General features: G+C 38.9%; 39 protein-coding genes. 3 read left to right on the forward strand and 36 right to left on the reverse strand.

The features are described 5' to 3' along the window. Positions 1 to 113: 113 nt before the first annotated feature. From ACFOUV_RS17775 to ACFOUV_RS17785, 3 genes are read left to right on the forward strand one after another with little or no spacing between them, the layout of a single operon-like run. A complete protein-coding gene (locus tag ACFOUV_RS17775; protein ID WP_379498126.1) occupies positions 114 to 1,118 on the forward strand; it encodes a TRAP transporter substrate-binding protein in 1,005 nt (334 codons plus the stop codon). Then, the gene (locus ACFOUV_RS17780; protein ID WP_379498127.1) at positions 1,111 to 1,596 is read left to right on the forward strand and encodes a TRAP transporter small permease; all 486 of its coding nucleotides are present in this window, start codon (positions 1,111 to 1,113) and stop codon (positions 1,594 to 1,596) included. Before ACFOUV_RS17775 ends, ACFOUV_RS17780 begins: the two co-directional genes overlap by 8 nt. Next, on the forward strand, positions 1,596 to 2,891 hold the full coding sequence (locus tag ACFOUV_RS17785) for a TRAP transporter large permease (RefSeq protein WP_379498128.1): 1,296 nt from the start codon (positions 1,596 to 1,598) through the stop codon (positions 2,889 to 2,891). The genes ACFOUV_RS17780 and ACFOUV_RS17785 overlap by 1 nt, the downstream gene beginning before the upstream one ends. Positions 2,892 to 3,054: 163 nt before the next feature. Here the strand turns inward: ACFOUV_RS17785 and sspO are convergent, their stop codons facing one another. From sspO to rplC, 36 genes are all read right to left on the reverse strand, one after another. After that, positions 3,055 to 3,210 carry a small acid-soluble spore protein O gene (gene sspO / locus ACFOUV_RS17790; protein WP_379498129.1) on the reverse strand — a complete coding sequence of 52 codons (156 nt, stop codon included), beginning with the start codon at positions 3,208 to 3,210 and terminating at the stop codon, positions 3,055 to 3,057. 136 nt (positions 3,211 to 3,346) lie between these two features. Further along, complete coding sequence (gene rpsI, locus ACFOUV_RS17795) at positions 3,347 to 3,739, reverse strand: 30S ribosomal protein S9 (protein WP_087975071.1); 393 nt, start codon at positions 3,737 to 3,739, stop codon at positions 3,347 to 3,349. Between the two features lie 19 nt (positions 3,740 to 3,758). After that, positions 3,759 to 4,196, reverse strand: a complete 438-nt coding sequence (gene rplM / locus ACFOUV_RS17800; protein ID WP_379498130.1) for a 50S ribosomal protein L13 — start codon at positions 4,194 to 4,196, stop codon at positions 3,759 to 3,761. Positions 4,197 to 4,362: 166 nt separating this feature from the next. After that, positions 4,363 to 5,124: a tRNA pseudouridine(38-40) synthase TruA gene (gene truA, locus ACFOUV_RS17805; protein WP_379498185.1), complete on the reverse strand. Its 762-nt coding sequence runs from the start codon at positions 5,122 to 5,124 to the stop codon at positions 4,363 to 4,365. Positions 5,125 to 5,140: 16 nt separating this feature from the next. Further along, the gene (locus ACFOUV_RS17810) at positions 5,141 to 5,944 is read right to left on the reverse strand and encodes an energy-coupling factor transporter transmembrane component T family protein (RefSeq protein WP_379498131.1); all 804 of its coding nucleotides are present in this window, start codon (positions 5,942 to 5,944) and stop codon (positions 5,141 to 5,143) included. Continuing rightward, a complete protein-coding gene (locus ACFOUV_RS17815) occupies positions 5,941 to 6,810 on the reverse strand; it encodes an energy-coupling factor ABC transporter ATP-binding protein (protein ID WP_379498132.1) in 870 nt (289 codons plus the stop codon). Before ACFOUV_RS17815 ends, ACFOUV_RS17810 begins: the two co-directional genes overlap by 4 nt. After that, a complete protein-coding gene (locus ACFOUV_RS17820) occupies positions 6,786 to 7,625 on the reverse strand; it encodes an energy-coupling factor ABC transporter ATP-binding protein (protein WP_379498133.1) in 840 nt (279 codons plus the stop codon). Before ACFOUV_RS17820 ends, ACFOUV_RS17815 begins: the two co-directional genes overlap by 25 nt. A gap of 213 nt (positions 7,626 to 7,838) precedes the next feature. Continuing rightward, complete coding sequence (gene rplQ, locus ACFOUV_RS17825; protein WP_067729267.1) at positions 7,839 to 8,192, reverse strand: 50S ribosomal protein L17; 354 nt, start codon at positions 8,190 to 8,192, stop codon at positions 7,839 to 7,841. A gap of 45 nt (positions 8,193 to 8,237) precedes the next feature. Then, positions 8,238 to 9,182: a DNA-directed RNA polymerase subunit alpha gene (locus ACFOUV_RS17830; protein ID WP_379498134.1), complete on the reverse strand. Its 945-nt coding sequence runs from the start codon at positions 9,180 to 9,182 to the stop codon at positions 8,238 to 8,240. A 200-nt stretch (positions 9,183 to 9,382) separates the two neighbouring features. Continuing rightward, positions 9,383 to 9,772, reverse strand: coding sequence for a 30S ribosomal protein S11 (rpsK, locus tag ACFOUV_RS17835; RefSeq protein ID WP_379498135.1), 390 nt, complete (start codon positions 9,770 to 9,772; stop codon positions 9,383 to 9,385). A gap of 21 nt (positions 9,773 to 9,793) precedes the next feature. Beyond that, positions 9,794 to 10,159: a 30S ribosomal protein S13 gene (gene rpsM / locus ACFOUV_RS17840; protein WP_379498136.1), complete on the reverse strand. Its 366-nt coding sequence runs from the start codon at positions 10,157 to 10,159 to the stop codon at positions 9,794 to 9,796. A 23-nt stretch (positions 10,160 to 10,182) separates the two neighbouring features. After that, complete coding sequence (gene rpmJ / locus ACFOUV_RS17845) at positions 10,183 to 10,296, reverse strand: 50S ribosomal protein L36 (RefSeq protein ID WP_010095733.1); 114 nt, start codon at positions 10,294 to 10,296, stop codon at positions 10,183 to 10,185. 31 nt (positions 10,297 to 10,327) lie between these two features. Next, a complete protein-coding gene (infA, locus tag ACFOUV_RS17850; protein WP_379498137.1) occupies positions 10,328 to 10,546 on the reverse strand; it encodes a translation initiation factor IF-1 in 219 nt (72 codons plus the stop codon). Beyond that, positions 10,533 to 10,859 carry a KOW motif-containing protein gene (locus ACFOUV_RS17855; protein ID WP_379498138.1) on the reverse strand — a complete coding sequence of 109 codons (327 nt, stop codon included), beginning with the start codon at positions 10,857 to 10,859 and terminating at the stop codon, positions 10,533 to 10,535. The genes infA and ACFOUV_RS17855 overlap by 14 nt, the downstream gene beginning before the upstream one ends. Before the next feature lie 169 nt (positions 10,860 to 11,028). Further along, positions 11,029 to 11,673 carry an adenylate kinase gene (locus tag ACFOUV_RS17860; protein ID WP_379498139.1) on the reverse strand — a complete coding sequence of 215 codons (645 nt, stop codon included), beginning with the start codon at positions 11,671 to 11,673 and terminating at the stop codon, positions 11,029 to 11,031. Positions 11,674 to 11,706: 33 nt separating this feature from the next. Continuing rightward, positions 11,707 to 12,999: a preprotein translocase subunit SecY gene (secY, locus tag ACFOUV_RS17865; RefSeq protein WP_379498140.1), complete on the reverse strand. Its 1,293-nt coding sequence runs from the start codon at positions 12,997 to 12,999 to the stop codon at positions 11,707 to 11,709. After that, positions 12,999 to 13,439 (reverse strand): 50S ribosomal protein L15, encoded by a 441-nt coding sequence (gene rplO, locus ACFOUV_RS17870; protein ID WP_379498141.1) that lies wholly within the window; start codon positions 13,437 to 13,439, stop codon positions 12,999 to 13,001. The genes secY and rplO overlap by 1 nt, the downstream gene beginning before the upstream one ends. Positions 13,440 to 13,470: 31 nt before the next feature. After that, complete coding sequence (gene rpmD, locus ACFOUV_RS17875; protein WP_379498142.1) at positions 13,471 to 13,653, reverse strand: 50S ribosomal protein L30; 183 nt, start codon at positions 13,651 to 13,653, stop codon at positions 13,471 to 13,473. 13 nt (positions 13,654 to 13,666) lie between these two features. After that, complete coding sequence (rpsE, locus tag ACFOUV_RS17880; protein ID WP_379498143.1) at positions 13,667 to 14,170, reverse strand: 30S ribosomal protein S5; 504 nt, start codon at positions 14,168 to 14,170, stop codon at positions 13,667 to 13,669. A 22-nt stretch (positions 14,171 to 14,192) separates the two neighbouring features. After that, entirely contained in the window at positions 14,193 to 14,555 is a 363-nt protein-coding gene (gene rplR, locus ACFOUV_RS17885) for a 50S ribosomal protein L18 (protein WP_379498144.1), read from the reverse strand. Positions 14,556 to 14,587: 32 nt separating this feature from the next. Next, the gene (gene rplF / locus ACFOUV_RS17890) at positions 14,588 to 15,124 is read right to left on the reverse strand and encodes a 50S ribosomal protein L6 (protein ID WP_379498145.1); all 537 of its coding nucleotides are present in this window, start codon (positions 15,122 to 15,124) and stop codon (positions 14,588 to 14,590) included. A gap of 30 nt (positions 15,125 to 15,154) precedes the next feature. After that, entirely contained in the window at positions 15,155 to 15,553 is a 399-nt protein-coding gene (rpsH, locus tag ACFOUV_RS17895; RefSeq protein ID WP_379498146.1) for a 30S ribosomal protein S8, read from the reverse strand. Positions 15,554 to 15,582: 29 nt separating this feature from the next. Continuing rightward, entirely contained in the window at positions 15,583 to 15,768 is a 186-nt protein-coding gene (gene rpsN / locus ACFOUV_RS17900) for a 30S ribosomal protein S14 (protein ID WP_379498147.1), read from the reverse strand. Positions 15,769 to 15,797: 29 nt separating this feature from the next. Next, positions 15,798 to 16,337 (reverse strand): 50S ribosomal protein L5, encoded by a 540-nt coding sequence (rplE, locus tag ACFOUV_RS17905; RefSeq protein ID WP_379498148.1) that lies wholly within the window; start codon positions 16,335 to 16,337, stop codon positions 15,798 to 15,800. Positions 16,338 to 16,363: 26 nt separating this feature from the next. Further along, entirely contained in the window at positions 16,364 to 16,675 is a 312-nt protein-coding gene (gene rplX, locus ACFOUV_RS17910) for a 50S ribosomal protein L24 (protein WP_379498149.1), read from the reverse strand. A gap of 34 nt (positions 16,676 to 16,709) precedes the next feature. Next, positions 16,710 to 17,078, reverse strand: a complete 369-nt coding sequence (gene rplN / locus ACFOUV_RS17915) for a 50S ribosomal protein L14 (protein WP_036578659.1) — start codon at positions 17,076 to 17,078, stop codon at positions 16,710 to 16,712. 43 nt (positions 17,079 to 17,121) lie between these two features. Beyond that, positions 17,122 to 17,385, reverse strand: a complete 264-nt coding sequence (gene rpsQ, locus ACFOUV_RS17920; protein ID WP_379498150.1) for a 30S ribosomal protein S17 — start codon at positions 17,383 to 17,385, stop codon at positions 17,122 to 17,124. A gap of 25 nt (positions 17,386 to 17,410) precedes the next feature. Further along, positions 17,411 to 17,611, reverse strand: a complete 201-nt coding sequence (rpmC, locus tag ACFOUV_RS17925) for a 50S ribosomal protein L29 (RefSeq protein ID WP_379498151.1) — start codon at positions 17,609 to 17,611, stop codon at positions 17,411 to 17,413. Further along, positions 17,601 to 18,035, reverse strand: coding sequence for a 50S ribosomal protein L16 (gene rplP / locus ACFOUV_RS17930; RefSeq protein ID WP_036578664.1), 435 nt, complete (start codon positions 18,033 to 18,035; stop codon positions 17,601 to 17,603). The genes rpmC and rplP overlap by 11 nt, the downstream gene beginning before the upstream one ends. Positions 18,036 to 18,053: 18 nt before the next feature. Further along, positions 18,054 to 18,695 carry a 30S ribosomal protein S3 gene (rpsC, locus tag ACFOUV_RS17935; protein ID WP_379498152.1) on the reverse strand — a complete coding sequence of 214 codons (642 nt, stop codon included), beginning with the start codon at positions 18,693 to 18,695 and terminating at the stop codon, positions 18,054 to 18,056. 3 nt (positions 18,696 to 18,698) lie between these two features. Next, a complete protein-coding gene (gene rplV, locus ACFOUV_RS17940) occupies positions 18,699 to 19,040 on the reverse strand; it encodes a 50S ribosomal protein L22 (protein ID WP_379498153.1) in 342 nt (113 codons plus the stop codon). An 18-nt stretch (positions 19,041 to 19,058) separates the two neighbouring features. After that, on the reverse strand, positions 19,059 to 19,337 hold the full coding sequence (gene rpsS, locus ACFOUV_RS17945; RefSeq protein ID WP_379498154.1) for a 30S ribosomal protein S19: 279 nt from the start codon (positions 19,335 to 19,337) through the stop codon (positions 19,059 to 19,061). Between the two features lie 57 nt (positions 19,338 to 19,394). Further along, complete coding sequence (gene rplB / locus ACFOUV_RS17950; RefSeq protein ID WP_379498155.1) at positions 19,395 to 20,225, reverse strand: 50S ribosomal protein L2; 831 nt, start codon at positions 20,223 to 20,225, stop codon at positions 19,395 to 19,397. Between the two features lie 29 nt (positions 20,226 to 20,254). Further along, entirely contained in the window at positions 20,255 to 20,542 is a 288-nt protein-coding gene (gene rplW, locus ACFOUV_RS17955; protein WP_379498156.1) for a 50S ribosomal protein L23, read from the reverse strand. After that, entirely contained in the window at positions 20,542 to 21,165 is a 624-nt protein-coding gene (gene rplD, locus ACFOUV_RS17960) for a 50S ribosomal protein L4 (RefSeq protein ID WP_379498157.1), read from the reverse strand. Before rplD ends, rplW begins: the two co-directional genes overlap by 1 nt. 26 nt (positions 21,166 to 21,191) lie before the next feature. After that, positions 21,192 to 21,821 (reverse strand): 50S ribosomal protein L3, encoded by a 630-nt coding sequence (rplC, locus tag ACFOUV_RS17965; RefSeq protein ID WP_379498158.1) that lies wholly within the window; start codon positions 21,819 to 21,821, stop codon positions 21,192 to 21,194. Positions 21,822 to 21,847 lie beyond the last annotated feature (26 nt).

The raw sequence follows: 21,847 nt of genomic DNA on the forward strand, positions 1-21,847 counted from the left end.
TAAGGGGAAAATAAACGTTATCTACCTAAAATATAGTCATTTATGTAACTAACTTAGATCAATTAGGGAACTATTATTTATAACTACAATTACACACCTAGGGAGGTAAAAAAATGAAGAAAGCCCTAAAAATAATAGCGGTTTCATTATTTGTAATGATTCTTGCGGGTTGTCAAAATGTGTCAGGTGATTCAGCAACTAAGACGATGAAGCTTGCACATAATCAGACACTAGACCATCCTGTACACCTTTCATTAGTTGAATTCGGAAGATTAGTAGAGGAAAAGTCAAATGACACAATTCAAGTGGATATTTTCCCGAATGGACAGTTGGGAAGTGAACGAGAAGTAATTGAACTAACGCAAACCGGAGCTGTTGATGTTGCAAAAGTAAGTGCCAGTGCCTTGGAGGGATTTGAATCCGATTACTCTATTTTTAGTCTGCCATATGTTTTTGAAGAATATGAAGACTTCGAACACGTAATGAACACTGAGTCAATTACTGATAAAATCTATAAGAATACAGAGGATATTGGTTTTATCGGACTTACCTATTATAATGCTGGCATGCGTCACCTTTATACAAAGGACAGGGAAGTAAATGATCTATCAGATATGAGCGGATTGAAAGTAAGGGTTCAGCCTAGCCAGACAAGTGTAAACATGATAGAAGCTTTAGGTGGTATACCGACAGCAATGGCATATGGTGAGGTATATACTTCCCTGCAATCTGGAATCATTGATGCTGCCGAGAACAATGAAACCGCCTTAGTCGGAAATAATCACGGGGAAGTCGCCAAGTACTATATGTATACGGGCCACCAAATCGTTCCGGATATGTTGATTATGAACGCTGAACGATTTAACCAATTTTCCGAAGAGGAACAGGCTCTTATCCAGGAAGCAGCAGATGAATCAACCGCCTACCATGAGGATGTCTGGGCGAAAGCAATAAAGGAGCAAACAGAAACAGCTAAAAATGAGATGGGCGTGCAATTTATTGAAGTAGACAAGGGACCATTTATCGACGCTGTGCAACCGCTTCATAAAGCATATGCCAATGATGAAAAAACAAAAGATATTTATCAGCTAATTATGGGAGGGAAAGCAAATGATTAAATTTAAAGACAAGCTGGATAAAATACTTTTAACGTTTTCATCCTTTTTGCTGATTATGATGGTTATCCTTTCCTTATGGCAAGTATTGGCGCGATATGTATTTAATATTTCATCTCCGGGTACGGAAGAAATAACAAGATATTTACTAATTTGGTTTGGATTAATGACAGCTGCATATGTATTTGGAGCAAAGAAACATATTGCCATCCTATTTTTCAGAGAAAAATTAAGGGATAAAACCGTTATTTTATTTGAACGAATGACCGATATATTAATTATTTTAATTACTGGGATTCTTATGGTTTATGGCGGAATAAGAGTTGTGCTATTAACTTCTGCACAAACTGCTGCAGCAACTGGAATCTCTATGGGAATCGTCTATGCTGCATTACCAGTTTGTGGGATATTAATTATTATTTATACGATTCACAGCATGTTAACCAGTAAGGAAAACCATAATGAGGAGGTTGGAGTATAATGGAAACAATTGCAGCAATCGTATTATTTGCAAGCTTCCTCTTTTTACTGTGGTTTGGGGTTCCAATTGCAATTGCAATCATCGCCAGTTCCGTATTGACCTTTTTACTCGTGCTACCATTTGATGTAGCAATCATGACCTCGGCCCAACGAATGGTTACTGGAATTGATAACTTTACAATGCTTGCTATTCCGTTATTCGTACTATCAGGGATTATTATGAGTACGGGTGGAATCGCGTTTCGATTAGTTAACTTTGCCAAGATACTTGTTGGAAAGCTGCCTGGTTCTCTTGCACATACGAATGTAGTCGGGAATATGCTCTTTGGATCGATTGCCGGTTCTAGTGTTGCATCTGCAGCAGCAATGGGGCGTATTATGACACCAATGCAAGATAATCAAGGATATAAAAGAACGTACTCTGCAGCAGTAAATATTGCATCTGCACCGACAGGTCTAATCATCCCACCAAGTTCCGTAATAATTGTATACTCACTTGTTAGTGGCGGTACTTCGATTGCAGCTTTATTTATGGCTGGCTATATACCTGGGATTCTTTGGGGGCTCGGGGTAATGATTGTTGCTTATTTCATGGCCAAAAAAGAAAAGTATCCGGTATCAAGCCTGCCAAGCTTTAAAGACGTGCTCTATATTATTTGGAGTGCTATTCCAAGTTTACTATTAATCGTAATCGTTATAGGTGGGATTATTGCCGGTATATTTACAGCAACAGAGGGTGCAGCCGTTGCAGTACTTTACTCCACTGTACTCTCATTGATATATAAAAGCTTAAAGGTAAAGGATATTCCAGGCATATTAAAGGAAACAATTGAAATTACCGGGATGATTCTATTCCTAATCACTGCTTCTGCATTATTTTCATTGATTATGTCCTACATGAACTTACCGCAATTAATCAGTGATGCGCTATTATCTATAACAGATAATCAGGTTGGAATACTGCTTATCATGCTTTTAATTCTGCTTCTTGTCGGTACATTTATGGATATTACACCTGCTGTACTCATATTTACACCGATATTCCTACCAGTAGCAGAGTTGTTCCAAATGGATCCTGTTCACTTTGGAATAGTATTATGTTTTGCTTTATGTATTGGAAACATGACACCACCTGTTGGTAGTGCACTATTTGTTGGTGCCTCTGTAGCCGACGTTAGAATTGAACAAGTTATTAAAACCTTGCTTCCGTTCTTTGCAGTAGTTATTGTGGTTCTGTTATTTATAACCTTTATCCCACAATTAAGCTTGTTCCTTCCAAATTTATTTGGACTATAGTATTTCATCTCATAACTAACACAAACCGCTTTGGGCTGGCCCCTAAGCGGTTTTATTATACGTTACCAACAAAAAACGATCACTGTCACCACTTCCCGGTTTTTGTCGAATGGGACAAAGATAAAAAGAGCTCTCAAACATAAGGTCTGAGAGCTCTTAATCATTATTGTCTTTTCTTCGTCTTTTTGTTATTGAACTTTTCTTCTGGAGTCAAAGGTTCATTGGCAAATTCATGATCAAATTCCTTAGATAATTTCCCTCTTACGGCCTGTTCATCACTCATTCCATCCGTCAGCTTATTCTTACCTCTTTTACTCATAAAAAGCACCTCCATGCCCTTATTTTGTCTGCTATCCATCATAGTATGTGTCTGGTGGAGGACCTCATCCAAACAATTTTTGGCACAAAAAAGACCCTCAACCAAAAAGTTGAGAGTCTTTGAAACGATAATAGAATTAACGTTTTGAGAACTGAGGTGCTTTACGCGCGCCTTTAAGACCGTATTTTTTACGTTCTTTCATGCGTGAATCACGAGTTAAGAATCCTGCGCTCTTTAAGCTTGGACGGTATTCTGGATCTGCTTCAAGAAGCGCACGAGAGATACCGTGACGAATTGCACCAGCTTGACCAGTGAATCCTCCACCATGAACGTTAACTAAAACATCATAAGTTCCTTGTGTTTCTGTAGTTACTAATGGTTGATTTAAAATCAACAATTGAGTTTCATATGGGAAATAGTCTCTTGCATCGCGACCATTAATTGTGATATTACCTGTACCTGGTATTAGACGTACACGTGCTGTTGAGCTTTTGCGGCGACCTGTGCCGTAATATTGTACTTGTGCCAATTGATTAACCTCCTCTTAATTATCCGCGAAGTTCGTAAACTTCTGGTTGTTGTGCTTGATGCGTATGTTCAGCGCCTCTGAATACGTGCAATTTTTTACCCATTTTACGGCCTAATGGACCTTTTGGAAGCATGCCTTTGATAGCAAGCTCAAGCATTTGTTCAGGGTATTTTGTACGCATCTCGTCAGCATTACGTTCTTTTAATCCACCTGGATGGCCAGAGTGACGGTAGTACATTTTGTCGTTGATTTTGTTTCCAGTTAATTCGATTTTCTCTGCATTGATAATGATAACATTGTCACCAGTATCCGCGTGTGGTGTGTAAGTTGGTTTTTGCTTCCCGCGAAGGATAGCTGCAACTTCACTTGCTAGACGACCAAGACGTTGGCCTTCCGCATCCACAACAAGCCATTTGCGTTCAATATTTGATTCATTCGCCATGAAAGTTGTGCGCATGATAGATTTCCCTCCATATATCAATAATTCATTTTTATTTTCATTCGTTTTTTATATTCTTAACATAATTAGATTCCGGGGCTAATCATGGTTTAGAAATAAAATGCCATATATCATAATATAACAAATTACAGCAATTTGTCAAGGGCTTGAGAGATTTAATCCCTTATATTATTTTGTTTTCTTCATTATACTTCACTTTCCATAGGTACAAGCCATTTGGAGATATTGTTTTCCCTACTTGTTGGCGATCTCTCTTCTCCAACAGAATAGGAATGTCTTCAGGTTTTCTTCGTCCTTGGCCAATATCTAGTAGAACACTGACCATTATCCGGACCATGTTATACAAGAACCCACTACCACGGAAAATAAACTCTATATCACTACCATGTTTTATACAGGAGGCATGATAAAGTGTTCGAATTTTCTCTCCCTTAATAGTCGATTTTGCTGAAGAAAATGTCGTGAAGTCATGTGTCCCTTCCAAATAACGGCAAGCTTCCTTTATTTTTCCGATATCGACTTCATATGGAAAATGGTAGGAATAGTTACGTGAAAATACATCCGGCTCCACTAAATTTCGAACAAAATAATGATATTCCTTTTCGGAAACACTGTATCTTGCATGAAATTCTTCAGATACCTTGATAACCTCTTGAATATAAATATCATCGGGAAGAAGCGTATTTAGAGCCCGTTTCCAATTTTCTTCGGGAATATCATACGTTGAGTCGAAGTGTATCACTTGTCCAATGGCATGTACGCCAGTATCGGTACGCCCTGATGCTTGCAGACGTATTTCAACCCCTTTATGCATCTCCTTAAGAACTCTCTCCAGAACCCCCTGTACGGTTCGATTTGTCGGTTGTACTTGAAATCCGTAGAATCCGGAACCATCATATTTAACAACACATTTTAACCTTGCCATCATCATTCAGCCTTCCTTAACTATACGACCTTACAAGAAATAACCCTGTTATTACCAAAGCAAACAAAATAAAAATAAGCATATCACGCTTTTCTATTTTTAATTCTCTAAGCTTTGTACGACCTTCGCCCCCCTGGTAGCCTCTTGCTTCCATTGCCATTGCCAGTTCTTCTGCACGTTTAAATGCACTAACAAATAACGGCACTAACAGTGGTACAACAGCTTTAATTCTTTCTTTGATCGGACCGGTTTTGAAATCAACACCACGGGATGCCTGTGCTCTTGAAATTTTATCGGTTTCCTGCATCAATGTAGGAATAAATCTTAAAGAAATAGACATCATTAATGCCAATTCATGAACTGGAAACTTAAATCTTTTCAATGGATGAAGCATATCTTCTATCGCATCCGTTATTTCAATCGGTGTAGTAGTCAATGTTAATAACGAAGTCACAAGAATTAATAAGAAAAATCGCACAGAAATTGCAATCCCTTGAATCAGTCCACCAGAATAAAATTCAAAAATCCAGAACTCAAATATAACAGTGCCTTCTCTTGTAACAAATAAGTGCAATATAAAAGTAAATATAATTAAAAACCATACAGGTGTCAGGCCCTTTAATATAAAGCGGATTGGAACTTTAGAGGTAAACATACATGCCAGTGCGAAAATAGTTAACAGACTATAACTCGCAACATTATTGGCTAAAAAAACAATGAATACAAAGAAAAAGATGATCGTAATTTTGGTCCTTGGATCCAAGCGGTGTACCAAAGACTCCCCTGGTACATATTGTCCGATAATCAATGAATTGTTCATCTAGATTCAGCTCCTTCAATAATATGCCGAATCGACTGTGCAATTTCTTTTACTGATTGTTTTTTAAATGGGATGGTCTTTCCGATTTTTTCCTGGAATCTATTTAAAAATTGCACCATCTCAGGTACATCCAACTGGACACTCTGTAGTGCTTCTTTTTCATTAAAAACTTCTTCCGGAGTACCTTCCATATACTTTGTCCCTTTGTTTAGAATAAGCACCCGATCTGCATATTTTAAAGCATCTTCCATACTATGTGTAACTAGAATGGTCGTTAAGCCTTGTTCCTTGTGTAGGTTATAGAACATATCCATGATTTCCTTCTGCCCCCTTGGGTCAAGTCCGGCTGTCGGTTCATCGAGCACGAGTACATCAGGATTTACAGCAAGCACACCGGCAATTGCTACTCTACGCATTTGCCCACCACTTAAATCAAACGGTGATCGTTCGAGCACACTTTCATTAAGCCCTACGGCGGGTATGATTTCTTTCATCCGCTTTTGAATCTCGCCTTCCGAAACACCAAAGTTCTGGGGTCCGAATGCAATGTCTTTTGCAACCGTCTCCTCAAATAGTTGATGCTCTGGATATTGAAAGACGACACCTACTCGGCTTCGTAATTCCTTCATATCCTTTGGTTTATGATCTTTTGACAGTAGATATTCACCAATTATAACTTCTCCCTCAGTTGGAACAGAGAGGCCATTTAAATGCTGAATAAGCGTTGACTTACCTGAACCCGTATGCCCGATAATTGCAACAAACGATCCTGACTCTACTTGAAAGGAAAGATCTTCAATCGCTTTATGTGCAAACGGTGTATTTTGTTGATAGATGTAGGTTACGTTCTTGAATGTAATGTCCATAGGTCCTCCAACAATTCCTCTTGATTTAATGGTGCAGCTGTCAGGCTTACACCTGCTTGCTTCAACTCTTCTGCCAGGATAGCTACGAAAGGAACATCCAAACCAATTTTGCGCAATGCATCTTTTTCGGAAAAGATCTCCCTTGGGGAAGCTTCCTTCCATTTCTCACCATTGTTCATTACAATAACGCGTTCAGCTTGAACTACTTCCTGTAAGTCATGTGTAATCGTTATAAGGGATAATCCATTACTCTCCTGAATTCTTCCGACCGTATCCATAATCTCTTTACGTCCACTAGGATCCAGCATAGCAGTAGCTTCGTCTAATATGAGTACTTTTGGAGAAATTGCCAACACACTCGCAATAGCAACGCGCTGCTTTTGTCCACCTGATAATCGATGTGGTTCTGTTAGGCGATAGTCCTGCATCCGTACTGCAGATAAGGTCTCTGAAATTCTTTGCTGCATTTCTTCTCTAGGAAATCCCCGATTCTCCATACCGAAAGCAACATCATCCTGTACGGTGGCACCAACAAATTGATTATCCGGATTTTGAAAAACCATTCCTACTTCTTTCCGAATATTCCAGATAGAATCTTCATTTACTTGCTGCCCATCTATGATAATCTCGCCTTCCTGTGGGAATAATAATCCGTTCAATAATTTGGCTATCGTTGACTTTCCTGAACCATTATGTCCAATAATAGCAACCCATTCATTTTCATAAATTTCAAATGAACAGTTTCTTAATACCCAGGGTTCTTTTTCTCCGTACTTGAAAGATACATTTCTAAACTCAACTAATTTCTTACTCACCATGAAACCTCCTCTACCACTATGCTGACGTTCAGAAAAAAATATGTATGTATGTATTATGTACTTAAATATGAAGAGAATAAGGTGTAACACCTCAATTCGTGAAAGAATAACGCCTTATGAAACGCACTTTCACTTTTCTTACTACAAAAAAAGGGCTTGGATTAACCTCGTGAGAGAGATTGAGTCCTGCCCTTGCCGCATGTAGCCTGATTAAACCAATTCAATGATTGCCATTTTTGCTCCATCACCTTGGCGTTCACCTAGTTTAAGAACACGAGTGTATCCACCTTGTCTGTCTTCATAACGTGCAGCAACGTCATCAAAAAGTTTTTGAAGAACACTATTTTCTTCATCTGCTTCTTTGTTGTATAAGAATGCTGCAGCCTGACGACGTGCATGAAGATCACCGCGTTTTCCAAGTGTAATCATTTTTTCCACTATCGATTTAAGTTCTTTCGCTTTTGCTTCTGTTGTTTCAATCCGTTCATGAATAATTAAATCAGATGCAAGGTTGCGAAGTAGCGCCATACGATTGTCTGTTGTACGTCCTAACTTTCTAGCCACGGACTATCCCTCCCTTTTTTGAAACATTAAAGGTGACTGTAAAAATCAGTCATCATCACGTAAACCTAAACCTAGGTCTACTAATTTTACTTTTACTTCTTCTAAAGATTTACGGCCTAAATTACGTACTTTCATCATATCCTCTTCAGACTTGTTGGCAAGTTCATGAACAGTATTGATTCCAGCTCGTTTTAAGCAGTTGTAAGATCTTACAGATAGATCAAGTTCTTCGATTGTCATTTCCATGACTTTCTCTTTTTGATCTTCTTCTTTTTCGACCATGATTTCAGCATTCTGTGCTTCATCGGTTAAACCAACAAATATATTAAGATGTTCTGTAATAATTTTAGCACCTAAAGAAACAGCTTCTTCAGGACGAATACTACCATCAGTTGAAACATCCAATGTTAATTTGTCATAGTTTGCCACTTGGCCTACACGTGTATTTTCCACTTGATAAGTGACACGTGATACTGGAGTGAAGATGGAATCAATCGGAATAACGCCAATTGGTAATTCCTCACTATTGTTTTCTTCAGCTTGACGATAACCACGGCCACGTTCAGCTGTTAATTTCACATGCAAATTGCCTTTACTGTTTAGCGTAGCAATCTGCAGTTCGGGATTCATTACTTCTACATCACTATCATAAGTTAGATCAGCAGCTGTAACTTTTCCTTCACCTTGTACATCTATTTCTAATGTTTTTGGTTCATCAGAATAGATTTTTAAAGCAAGTTTTTTCAGATTCAAAATTATTGTTGTTACATCTTCAACAACACCATCAATCGTTGAAAACTCATGCAGTGCTCCGTCAATTTGGACTGTAGTAACTGCAGCACCTGGAAGTGAGGATAATAAGATACGACGCAAGGAGTTTCCAAGAGTGGCACCATATCCACGTTCAAGCGGTTCAACCACAAATTTTCCAAATGTAGCATCATCGCTGATTTCAAGCGTTTCAATTTTTGGCTTTTCTATTTCGATCATTCAATAAAACCCTCCTTTAAAACGTCGAAACCCCGGCTAGACATTTGTCTAACCGAAATTCCTCAAATAAGGCAGTTGGCGTTTCTGCGCTACCTGTATTTCTTTCGTACAATGCTGTCTTGAATGCTGTTAGATCATTGCTTTATATTTAAGCTATCATAACCCATTATAGACAGGGTGACAAATTCTATACGGTATAATTAAACACGACGACGTTTTGGTGGGCGGCAACCATTATGAGGAACTGGTGTTACATCAACAATTGCAGTAACTTCCAAACCTGCCGCTTGAAGTGAACGAATCGCAGCTTCACGACCAGCACCTGGGCCTTTAACAGTAACTTCTAATGTTTTCATGCCATTTTCAACTGCTGTTTTTGCAGCAGTTTCAGCTGCCATTTGAGCTGCAAAAGGGGTAGATTTACGAGATCCTCTGAAGCCTAATGCACCAGCAGAACTCCATCCAACAGCGTTACCGCGTGTATCTGTAATTGTAACAATTGTATTATTAAATGTAGAACGGATATGTGCTATACCCGACTCAATATTCTTTTTCACACGACGTTTACGTGTATTAGTTTTACGTGCCATTGATTAGCTTACCTCCTTACTTTACTTTTTCTTATTAGCCATTGTACGACGTGGGCCTTTACGAGTACGTGAGTTGTTTTTCGTATGTTGTCCACGAACTGGTAAACCGCGACGGTGACGAATACCTCTATAAGAACCGATTTCGATTAGACGTTTGATGTTAAGTGAAACTTCACGACGAAGATCACCTTCCGTGTTAAACTCTTCCATCGCTTGACGGATTTTACCTAACTCTTCTTCTGTTAAATCACGTACACGAGTGTCTTCAGAAACGCCTGCTTCTTTAAGGACTTTCTGTGCGGTAACTTTTCCAATTCCATAAATGTAAGTGAGTGAAATTACTACACGTTTATCACGTGGAATATCAATACCTGCAATACGTGCCATAGAACATAAGCACCTCCTGTTTTTTAGCCTTGTTTTTGTTTGTGTTTCGGATTTTCACAAATCACCATTACTTTGCCTTTGCGTTTGATGACTTTGCATTTTTCGCAAATTGGTTTAACAGATGCTCTTACTTTCATCATCTTTACCTCCTTTTATATCGGAGCTCGTTTATTTATAACGGTACGTAATTCGCCCTCTGGTTAAATCATACGGAGAAAGTTCAACCGTTACTTTATCACCCGGTAATATGCGGATAAAATGCATACGGATTTTGCCAGATACATGCGCTAAGACCGTATGGCCATTTTCAAGCTCAACTTTAAACATCGCATTTGGCAATGTATCCTTTACGGTACCTTCAACTTCAATTACATCATCTTTCGCCATCGTGTTGATCTCCCTTCTTCAAATCAGTCACAACCTCACCTATAAATTTCGTTATGGCAAATCGCAATTTCCCATTTGTGACACGACCAGTTTCTAGAAGGCTGTTTTGGACTTCTGGTGAAACATAATCCATCGTCTCAATATGATGCAGATTCTTCTTCTTTGGTCTATTCGTTTTGCGCTTTTCCCCGTCGGCCAGCAGAACAAACCGATCATCCACAATTGCAATAACAACTGCATACTGACCCGCATCGCGTCCTTGCTTAATACGAACAATCTGACCCTTCATTGGAATCGAATCATTCTCGTACAACAGCGCTCACCATCACTTAGGCTATAGTTTATATAGAAAATCGAGTAACTATTTATAATCCTGCGTCACTTTATATAAAGTAATACATTTTTTCTCGTTAACTCACGTCATTTATTATAACACTCAGAGATAGAAATGCATCTTATCTGTATCACAAACAATAAATGACTTATTTTTCCAATATAGTTTGAATATCTTGAAAGACTACTTCAATGTCTCGATCTCCATCTACCTTCAAAAGATATCCTTTATCCTGGTAAAAATCAAGTAACGGTTGTGTTTGCTCTATATTAACGGATAAACGTTTCTTAACCGTCTCTGGTTGATCGTCATCCCGTTGAATTAACTTAGAACCATCATTATCACATACGCCTTCCTGTTTTGGAGGATTGTATACAACATGATACGTAGTTCCGCAAGTTGGACAAATTCTCCGTCCTGTTAAACGCTCTACCAATTTTTCTTCTGGTACATCTACATGTAAAACATAATCTATAGATCGGTTTAAATCAGTTAGAAGTTGTTGTAAAGCTTCTGCTTGAGCAATGGTTCTTGGAAAACCATCCAGTAGAAATCCATTCACACAATCAGCTTTGCTTAGACGTTCTTTTACAATTCCAATGGTTACTTCATCCGGAACAAGATCACCTTGATCCATATATTCCTTAGCTTTCATACCAAGGTCAGTACCCTCTTTGATAGCCAGTCGGAACATATCCCCTGTTGAAATATGTGGGATGTTATATTTTCTATTTATTTTCTCAGCCTGCGTACCTTTTCCAGCACCAGGTAACCCCATTAAAATTAAATTCAATATTTTTCCCTCGCTCTCATTGGCAGCAGGAAATTACTTAATAAATCCTTTGTAGTGACGCTTCACTAATTGACTCTCTAGTTGTTTCATTGTTTGTAATGCTACCCCTACAACGATTAGTAAACTTGTGCCACCTATTTGTACTGCTGTTGGCAGATTAGCAAGACCACCTAAAATCATAGGAAATACAGAAACTGCCGCTAGAAATAGTGCACCTACAAATGTTAAGCGATACATAACACGGGTCAGATATTTCTCTGTATTATTCCCAGGTCTTATACCAGGTATATATCCACCTTGTTTTTGCAAGTTTTCAGCCATCTGTTCAGGATTTACCTGAATGAATGTATAGAAATACGTGAAAGCAATAATTAATGCTACATATATTACCATACCAACCGGCTGCGTGTAATCAAATATATATGATATTGTCTGAGCAATTTGATTACCTTCAAAGAAACCAGCAATCGTTGTCGGTGCAATCATAAATGCAATCGCAAAGATTACAGGTATAACACCCGCAGCATTTACTTTTATAGGTAAATGTGTGGATTGACCACCTACTGGAGAACGATTAACTGTCTTTTTTGCATACTGGATTGGAATTTTCCTTAATGCCTGGTTTACAAAAATAACTCCAACTGTTACAGCAACAGCAACTAATACAATCAATAGAACGATAATGATATTTATGAACAACTCATCTCCAGGATTAACAAAATACTGAGTGTAAAGTTGACCAACACCATTAGGTACAGCAGCTACGATACCAGCAAAAATTAAAATAGAGATTCCGTTGCCGACACCATGTGCAGTGATTTGTTCCCCAACCCACATTAAGAATGCAGTTCCAGCTGTTAGTACAATAGCAATGATAAGAAATTTCATAAAGCTAGGATCAGCTATTAACAAGCCACCAGCCATCGCGTTGAATCCAACTGACATTGCAATTGCTTGAACAAAGGCAAGAACAATCGTTCCGTAGCGAGTAACCTGCGCAATTTTTTTACGACCCATTTCACCTTGTTTTTTCCATTCGGTAAATTTAGGTACAACATCCATTTGCAATAACTGCATAATGATGGATGCTGTAATGTACGGCATAATTCCCATCGCAAAGATCGAGAAGTTTTGAAGGGCTCCACCACCAAAGGTGTTCATAAACCCAAATACATTTTGCTGGTTCATAAAATCAATTGCTGCTTTATCAGTAAACGGTACAGGTATAAATGTACCTAGGCGAAATACAATTAACATTAATAATGTAAAAATTATCTTTCGTCTAATATCAGCTACGCGCATAAAATTGGAGATTGTACGAAACATTAAATCACCTCGGTTTGACCGCCCGCTGCCTCAATTGCTTCTTTAGCTGAAGTTGAGAACTTATGAGCTTTTACTTTTAACTTTTTCTCGATAGCGCCTTTACCAAGTATTTTAATACCGGCATTAAGTTTGCTTACGACACCATTTTCAAGTAATAGCTCAGGTGTAATTTCAGTGCCTTCTTCAAAGCGATTTAACGTATCTAAGTTTACGATTGAATATTCTTTGCGATTGATGTTTGTAAATCCGCGTTTAGGTAGACGTTGGAATAAAGGCATTTGTCCACCTTCAAAGCCCGGACGTACACCACCGCCTGAACGTGCTTTTTGTCCTTTGTGTCCACGGCCGGAAGTTTTTCCGTTACCAGAAGACGTACCACGTCCAACACGATTTCTCTCTTTACGAGTTCCTTCTGCTGCCTTCAATTCATGAAGTTTCATGCGAGCACCTCCTCTTTACGCTAATGTATAATTAAATTTCTTTAACTGTCAATAAGTGGGACACTTTATTTACCATACCACGAATGGCTGGAGTATCTTCACGTACAACGGATTGACGAATTTTCTTTAACCCTAATGCTTCTACAGTTCCTTTTTGAACTGCTGAACCACCAATGACACTGCGAGTGAGGGTTATTTCTAATTTTTTAGACATAGTGTTTCCCTCCTTATCCTAACAGTTCTTCTACAGACTTTCCACGTAATTTTGCTACGTCTTCAGCTGTTTTTAAGTTTGTTAAGCCATTTAATGTTGCACGGATCATATTAATTGGTGTGTTAGAACCAAGTGATTTTGTTAAGATATCACCTACACCAGCAAGTTCTAAAATAGCACGAACCGGGCCACCGGAGATAACTCCAGTACCTTCTGAAGCTGGCTTCATCAATACATTACCAGAACCGAAACGTCCATTAATTTGGTGAGGAATTGTAGTTCCAACGATTGGTACAGTAATCAAGTTTTTCTTCGCATCATCAACTGCTTTTTTAATTGCTTCAGGTACTTCTTGTGCTTTACCAGTACCGAAACCTACATGACCGTTTTTATCTCCAACAACTACTAGTGCTGCAAAACGGAAGCGACGTCCACCTTTTACTACTTTAGCTACTCGGTTGATCGTAACAACGCGTTCTTCCAAATCTAGTTTGTTAGCATCGATGTTAGTTTTCATACAATGGTTCCCTCCTTATCGATTAAAATTCAAGACCTGCCTCGCGGGCAGCATCTGCCAATGCTTGAATACGTCCATGATAAAGATATCCTCCACGGTCAAATACAACCGATTTGTAACCATTATCTTTAGCACGTTTAGCAATAGCTTCTCCAACTTGCTTAGCAGCTTCAATATTAGCACCACCGCTAATATTTAGCTCTTTGTCAGCAGTTGAAGCACTTGCTACAGTTACTCCATTAATATCATCTATCAATTGAGCATAAATATTTTTATTGGAACGAAATACGTTTAGACGCGGACGCTCGGCTGTACCAAAAAGGTTTTTACGAACACGGCCATGTCTCTTTTTACGAATAATATTTTTATCAGGTTTTGTGATCATCTAGGTCACTCCTTTCTGCTCCCTAACTAATCTTACTTAGCAGTTTTACCTTCTTTACGACGAACATGTTCATTAGTGTAACGAATACCTTTACCTTTGTAAGGTTCTGGTGGTCTGATTGCTCTAATGTTAGAAGCAATTGCTCCAACAAGTTCTTTATCAATACCTTTTATAATTAATTGCGTGTTTTTAGGAACATCAATTTCGATGCCATCAATTGGATCGATTTCAATTGGATGTGAATAACCAGCGTTAATCACAAGTTTGTTTCCTTGTTTTTGCGCACGATAACCAACACCAATAATTTCAAGTGATTTTTCGAAACCTTTACTTACGCCTTCTACCATGTTGTTAATTAGGCTACGAGTAGTTCCGTGTAAAGCACGATGATCTTTATGGTCACTTGGACGTTCAACTGTAAGCACGTTACCTTCAATATTAACTTTCATATCTTGGTGCAGTTCTCTAGTTAATTCACCTTTTGGTCCTTTAACAGTAACCGTAGTGCCATTAAGTTTAATTTCTACACCTTCTGGAATTTCAACCGGTTTAAGTCCTATACGAGACATTCCATGCACCTCCTTATTAAAAAATGTTAATTACCAAACATACGCTAGAACTTCGCCACCAACAGCTTGTGAACGTGCTTCTTTGTCAGATAACACACCTTTAGATGTTGATACGATAGCTATACCTAAACCATTAAGTACACGTGGTACTTCGTCTGCTTTAGCGTATACGCGCAATCCTGGTTTACTGATACGTTTGATACCTGTAATTACTCTGTCTTCAGTCGTGCTATATTTAAGGAAGATACGCAAAACACCTTGTTTGTTGTCTTCGACTAGTTCATAATCTTTAACAAAACCTTCACGTTTCAGGATATCAGCGATCTCTTTTTTCATGTTAGAAGCAGGAAGCTCTAATTTTTCATGTTTTACCATATTTGCATTACGAATGCGAGTAAGCATATCTGCGATTGGATCTGTCATAACCATTACTAATTACCTCCTTCCCGAATCGGGGTTTACCAGCTTGCTTTTTTGACACCAGGAATTTGACCTTTATAGGCAAGTTCACGGAAACAAATACGGCAAAGTTTAAATTTACGGATTACAGAATGCGGACGACCACAACGCTCACAGCGTGTGTATTCTTGTACTTTATATTTGTGAGTACGTTTTTGTTTCGCAATCATCGATTTTTTAGCCACAATTTTCCCTCCTTGTATTAGCTCTTAGCTTATTTTTGGAAAGGCATGCCTAGCTGAGCTAAAAGTTCACGAGCTTCTTCGTCAGTATTAGATGTTGTTACTATAACGATATCCATACCACGAACTTTGCTTACCTTATCATAGTTAATTTCTGGGAAAATCAGTTGTTCTTTAACACCTAATGTGTAGTTACCACGGCCATCAAAAGCTTTTTTGGAAATACCACGGAAATCACGTACACGTGGAAGTGATACATCAATCAACTTTTGAAGGAAGTCATACATACGCTCACCGCGAAGTGTTACTTTTGCCCCAATCGGCATTCCTTCACGAAGACGGAAACCAGCAATCGATTTCTTTGCACGAGTGATTAATGGTTTCTGACCAGAAATTAAAGAAAGTTCCTCAACAGCACTATCCAATGCTTTTGAATTTTGAACTGCATCACCAACACCCATGTTAATAACAATTTTATCTACTTTTGGTACTTGCATAACAGAATCATAATTGAATTTATTCATTAATGATGTTGAAATTTCATCTTGGTATTTTTGTTTTAATTGGTTCATAGTGGCGCCCTCCTTTCGTCGCTAAATTATTTATCTAATGCTTCACCGGATTTTTTAGCGATGCGGACTTTCTTTCCGTCTCGTACTTCATATCCAACACGAGTTGGCTCACCGGATTTTGGATCGATTGGCATTACATTAGAAACATGAATTGGAGCTTCCATGTTAAGAATTCCGCCTTGGGGATTCTCTTGAGAAGGTTTCGCATGCTTTTGAATCATATTGATTCCTTCTACAAGCACACGCTCTTTTTTCGGAAATGCTTCTAATATAGTGCCTGATTTACCGCGGTCTTTACCGGATAATACTTTTACTTTATCACCTTTTTTTACATGCATTCTTAACGCACCTCCTTGACAAGGTAATTCATTCTTATAATACTTCTGGAGCTAGAGATACGATTTTCATGAACTTAGCATCACGTAATTCTCGTGCAACTGGTCCGAAGATACGAGTTCCTCTTGGACTTTTATCATCACGGATAATTACGGCAGCATTTTCATCAAAACGGATGTATGATCCATCTTTACGGCGTGCACCAGATTTAGTACGTACGATTACTGCTTTAACAACTTCGCCTTTTTTGACAACGCCGCCTGGTGTTGCTTGTTTGACGGTGCAAACAATTACATCACCAATATTAGCAGTCTTACGTCCTGATCCACCCAATACTTTAATGGTCAATACTTCACGAGCACCAGAGTTATCTGCAACTTTTAAACGAGTTTCTTGTTGAATCATAACGCTGTGACCTCCCTTCGGATACCTTCCGAGCGAACTTTAATTATATAATTACCGCTTTTTCGGTTACTTCTAGTAAACGAAAACGCTTCGTAGCTGAAAGTGGACGAGTTTCCATAATGCTTACAACGTCCCCTGTTTTAGCAAGGTTGTTTTCATCATGTGCTTTGAATTTCTTAGAATATTTAACACGTTTGCCATATAGTTTATGGAATTTGTAAGTTTCAATTAAAACTGTAATTGTTTTATCCATTTTATCGGAAACAACACGACCTGTATATACTTTACGATTATTACGTTCAGTCATTGAGGCTAACCTCCTCTCTTTAGAATCAGTTATTTACGCTTAATTCACGTTGACGTACAACTGTTTTCATACGTGCGATTCCTTTACGTACTTCACGGATACGTGCAGTGTTTTCCAACTGACCAGTAGCAAGCTGGAAGCGTAAATTAAATAGTTCTTCTTTTAAACCTTTAACTTTTTGTTCAATTTCGGCAGTGGTTAGATCTCTGATTTCATTAGCCTTCATTGCTTTCACCACCAATTTCTTCACGTTTTACGAATTTAGTTTTAATCGGCAGTTTATGTGATGCAAGTCTTAATGCTTCACGAGCGACTTCTTCTGGAACACCTGCGATTTCAAACATAATTTTTCCTGGTTTAACTACTGCTACCCATCCTTCAGGAGCACCTTTACCGGAACCCATTCGAACTTCTAGAGGTTTTGCAGTATATGGCTTATCTGGGAAAATTTTAATCCAGACTTTACCGCCACGTTTCATGTAACGAGTCATTGCAATACGAGCTGCCTCAATTTGGCGGCTTGTAATCCAAGAAGCTTCTGTAGCTTGTAAACCGTATTCACCAAAAGCGACTGTAGTGCCACCTTTTGCTTGGCCTCTCATTTTACCACGATGTTGTCTACGATATTTAACACGTTTAGGCATTAACATAGTAATGAGCCCCCTCCCTTATTTGTTGGTTTTAGTTGGAAGGACTTCTCCACGATAGATCCACACTTTAACACCTAATTTACCATAAGTAGTATCAGCTTCTGCTGTACCATAGTCAATATCAGCACGTAATGTGTGTAGTGGTACTGTTCCTTCACTATAATGTTCCGCACGAGCGATATCTGCTCCACCAAGACGTCCGGAAACTTGAGTTTTAATTCCTTTAGCTCCCCCACGCATTGCACGTTGGATAGATTGCTTTTGAGCACGACGGAACGAAATACGATTTTCTAATTGACGAGCAATGTTGTCTGCAACCAACTTAGCGTTGAGATCCACTTTTTTGATTTCAACGATATTGATATGAACTCTCTTGCCTGTCAAGCTGTTTAATGATTTACGTAGAGCTTCAACTTCTGAGCCGCCTTTACCAATTACCATTCCTGGTTTCCCAGTGTGAATTGTAATGTTTACACGGTTTGCTGCACGTTCGATTTCGATAGAAGAAACAGCAGCTGTACTTAAGCGGTTTTCAAGATATTCTCTGATTTTAATATCTTCATGCAGTAAGTCTGCATAGTCTTTACCAGCATACCATTTAGACTCCCAGTCTTTAATGACACCTATGCGAAGACCTGTTGGATTCACTTTTTGACCCACTGACTATCCCTCCTTCTTTTCAGTTACCACAACTGTAATGTGGCTTGTGCGTTTGTTAATTTTACTTGCGCGTCCTTGTGCACGTGGACGGAAACGTTTCAATGTAGCACCTTCATTAACGAATGCTTCAGAAATCACTAGATTATCTGTATCCATTTCATAGTTATGTTCTGCATTTGCAACAGCAGAATTCAAAACTTTTTCTACGACTGGAGAAGCACCGCGTTGTGTATGGCGTAAAATGGCAATTGCCTCACCAACATTTTTTCCTCGAATTAGATCTACCACTAAACGAACTTTACGAGGAGCAATACGAACTGATTTCGCAACGGCTTTAGCTTGCATGCCTGATACCTCCTCTCATTAACGTTTTGTTTTCTTATCGTCACCAGCGTGTCCTCTATACGTACGAGTTGGTGCGAATTCACCTAATTTATGTCCGACCATATCTTCTGTAACATATACTGGAACGTGTTTGCGTCCATCATATACAGCTATTGTATGACCAATAAATGTTGGGAAAATTGTTGAGCGACGTGACCAAGTCTTAACAACCTGTTTCTTGTCATCTTCGTTCAATACATCAATTTTCTTTAATAGATGGTCATCTGCAAAAGGTCCTTTTTTCAAGCTACGACCCATGGATAAACCTCCTTCCGCAATTGAGAGACGGGTCTTACTTCCCGTCCATTAATCCGCTTATTTTTTACGTTTACGAACGATATATTTATCAGACGGTTTGTTACGTTTACGCGTTTTGTAACCAAGAGTTGGTTTACCCCATGGTGACATTGGTGATTTACGTCCGATTGGAGCACGACCTTCACCACCACCGTGTGGGTGATCATTAGGGTTCATTACAGAACCACGAACGGTTGGGCGGATACCCTTCCAGCGTGAACGACCAGCTTTACCAACGCGGATAAGTTCATGTTCAATGTTACCAACCTGACCGATTGTAGCACGGCAAGTAGTTAGGATTAAACGAACTTCACCTGAAGACAAACGAACTAGCGTGTATTTATCTTCACGGCCTAGAATTTGTGCTTCTGCACCAGCTGAACGAGCGATTTGTCCACCGCGTCCTGGTTTTAATTCGATGTTGTGAATAACTGTACCTACAGGAATATTTGCAAGTGGAAGTGCATTACCAGATTTGATATCTGCAGCTTCTCCCGACTCAATTACCTGCCCTACTTTTAGTCCTTTAGGAGCTAAAATGTAACGTTTTTCTCCATCAGCATAATTGATTAATGCAATGTTTGCTGAACGATTTGGATCATACTCGACTGTAGCAACGCGTCCTGGTATACCATCTTTATCACGTTTAAAGTCGATAATACGGTATTGACGTTTATGACCGCCACCTTGATGACGAACCGTTAATCTCCCTTGGTTATTACGACCACCATGTTTGTGTAATGGGGCTAAAAGGGATTTCTCAGGAGTATCCGTAGTGATCTCTGCAAAATCTGAAACAGACATATTACGTCTACCGTTTGAGGTTGGTTTGAATTTTTTAATCGCCATCTTTTTCCCTCCTTCACGATATTTTTGGATTAAGCTTCAAAGAAGTCCAGTTCTTTACTGTCTTCTGTAAGCTGTACGATAGCTTTTTTGCGATTTGAGCGATATCCACCGTAACGGCCCATTCGCTTAAATTTACCTTTAATATTCATAGTATTGACTTTTTCTACCTTGACACCAAAAATTAACTCAACTGCATCTTTAATCTCAGTTTTGTTTGCTTTTGTAGATACTTCAAACGTATATTTTTTGTCTGCCATTAAGTCAGCGGAATTCTCTGTAATGACAGGGCGCTTTATCACATCACGTGAATCTTTCATTATGCGAGCACCTCCCCTGCTTTTTCAGCTGCATCTTTAGAAATGATCAGCTTGTCATGCGAAAGCAAGTCTAGTACATTCATTTCTTCCACAGTTAATACTTTAACAGTTTGAAGGTTATTTGCTGAACGAATAACTTTTTCGTCTTTATCAGCAGTCACGATCAATACTTTTGTATCAACTTTAAGAGCATCTAGCATTTTTATAACTTCTTTTGTTTTTGGAACATCGAATCCGATGCTATCTAAAACAAACAAGCTTTCTTCTTTTACTTTAGAAGACAATGCAGATTTAAGCGCTAAACGACGTACTTTCTTCGGTAGTTTATAGCTATAGCTGCGTGGTGTAGGTCCGAAAACAACTCCACCGCCAACCCATTGTGGTGAGCGAATAGAACCTTGACGCGCACGGCCTGTTCCTTTTTGACGCCACGGCTTACGACCACCACCGCGAACATCAGAACGATTTTTCACAGCATGTGTACCCTGCCTTAATGAAGCTCGTTGCATCACTACTGCTTCGTGCAATACATGTGTATTTGGCTCAATACCGAAAACGGAATCGTTTAATTCGATATCTCCTGCATTACTTCCATCTTGTTTTAAAAGTGCTACTTTTGGCATGACATATCCTCCCTTCGTATGTGTGATTAGTTACCTTTTACTGCACTTGATACTTGAACGTAAGATTTTTTAGCACCAGGGACATTACCTTTTACTAGTAGAAGATTCTTTTCAGCATCTACACTTACGATTTCAAGGTTTTGTATAGTTACTTGTTCAGCACCCATGTGTCCTGGTAAGTTTTTACCTTTGAAAACACGCATTGGGTCAACATCCCCCATTGAACCTGGAGATCTATGGAAATGAGAACCGTGGGACATTGGTCCACGTTGTTGTCCGTGACGTTTAATAACACCCTGGAAACCTTTCCCTTTAGAAGTCCCTGTTACATCAACTTTGTCTCCGGCCTGAAAAACTTCAACGCTGATTTCTTGACCAATTTCAAAGCTGTCAAGTTCTGCGTCACGGATTTCACGAACGTAGCGCTTAGGGGCTGTGTTTGCTTTTTCAGCATGACCTTTTTCCGCTTTGTTTGTACGTGATTCCTTTTTATCTGCAAAACCGATTTGCAACGCTTCGTAACCATCATTTTCTAATGTTCTCTTTTGCAAAACTACGTTTGGCTCAGCCTGAATAACTGTTACTGGCACCAATTCTCCATTATCAGAAAAAAGCTGAGTCATGCCGATTTTACGACCTAAGATTCCTTTCGTCATCCGTTACACCTCCTATATTTAACTTA

This window comes from Oceanobacillus longus (assembly GCF_042650085.1).
Classification (GTDB): domain Bacteria; phylum Bacillota; class Bacilli; order Bacillales; family Amphibacillaceae; genus Oceanobacillus; species Oceanobacillus longus.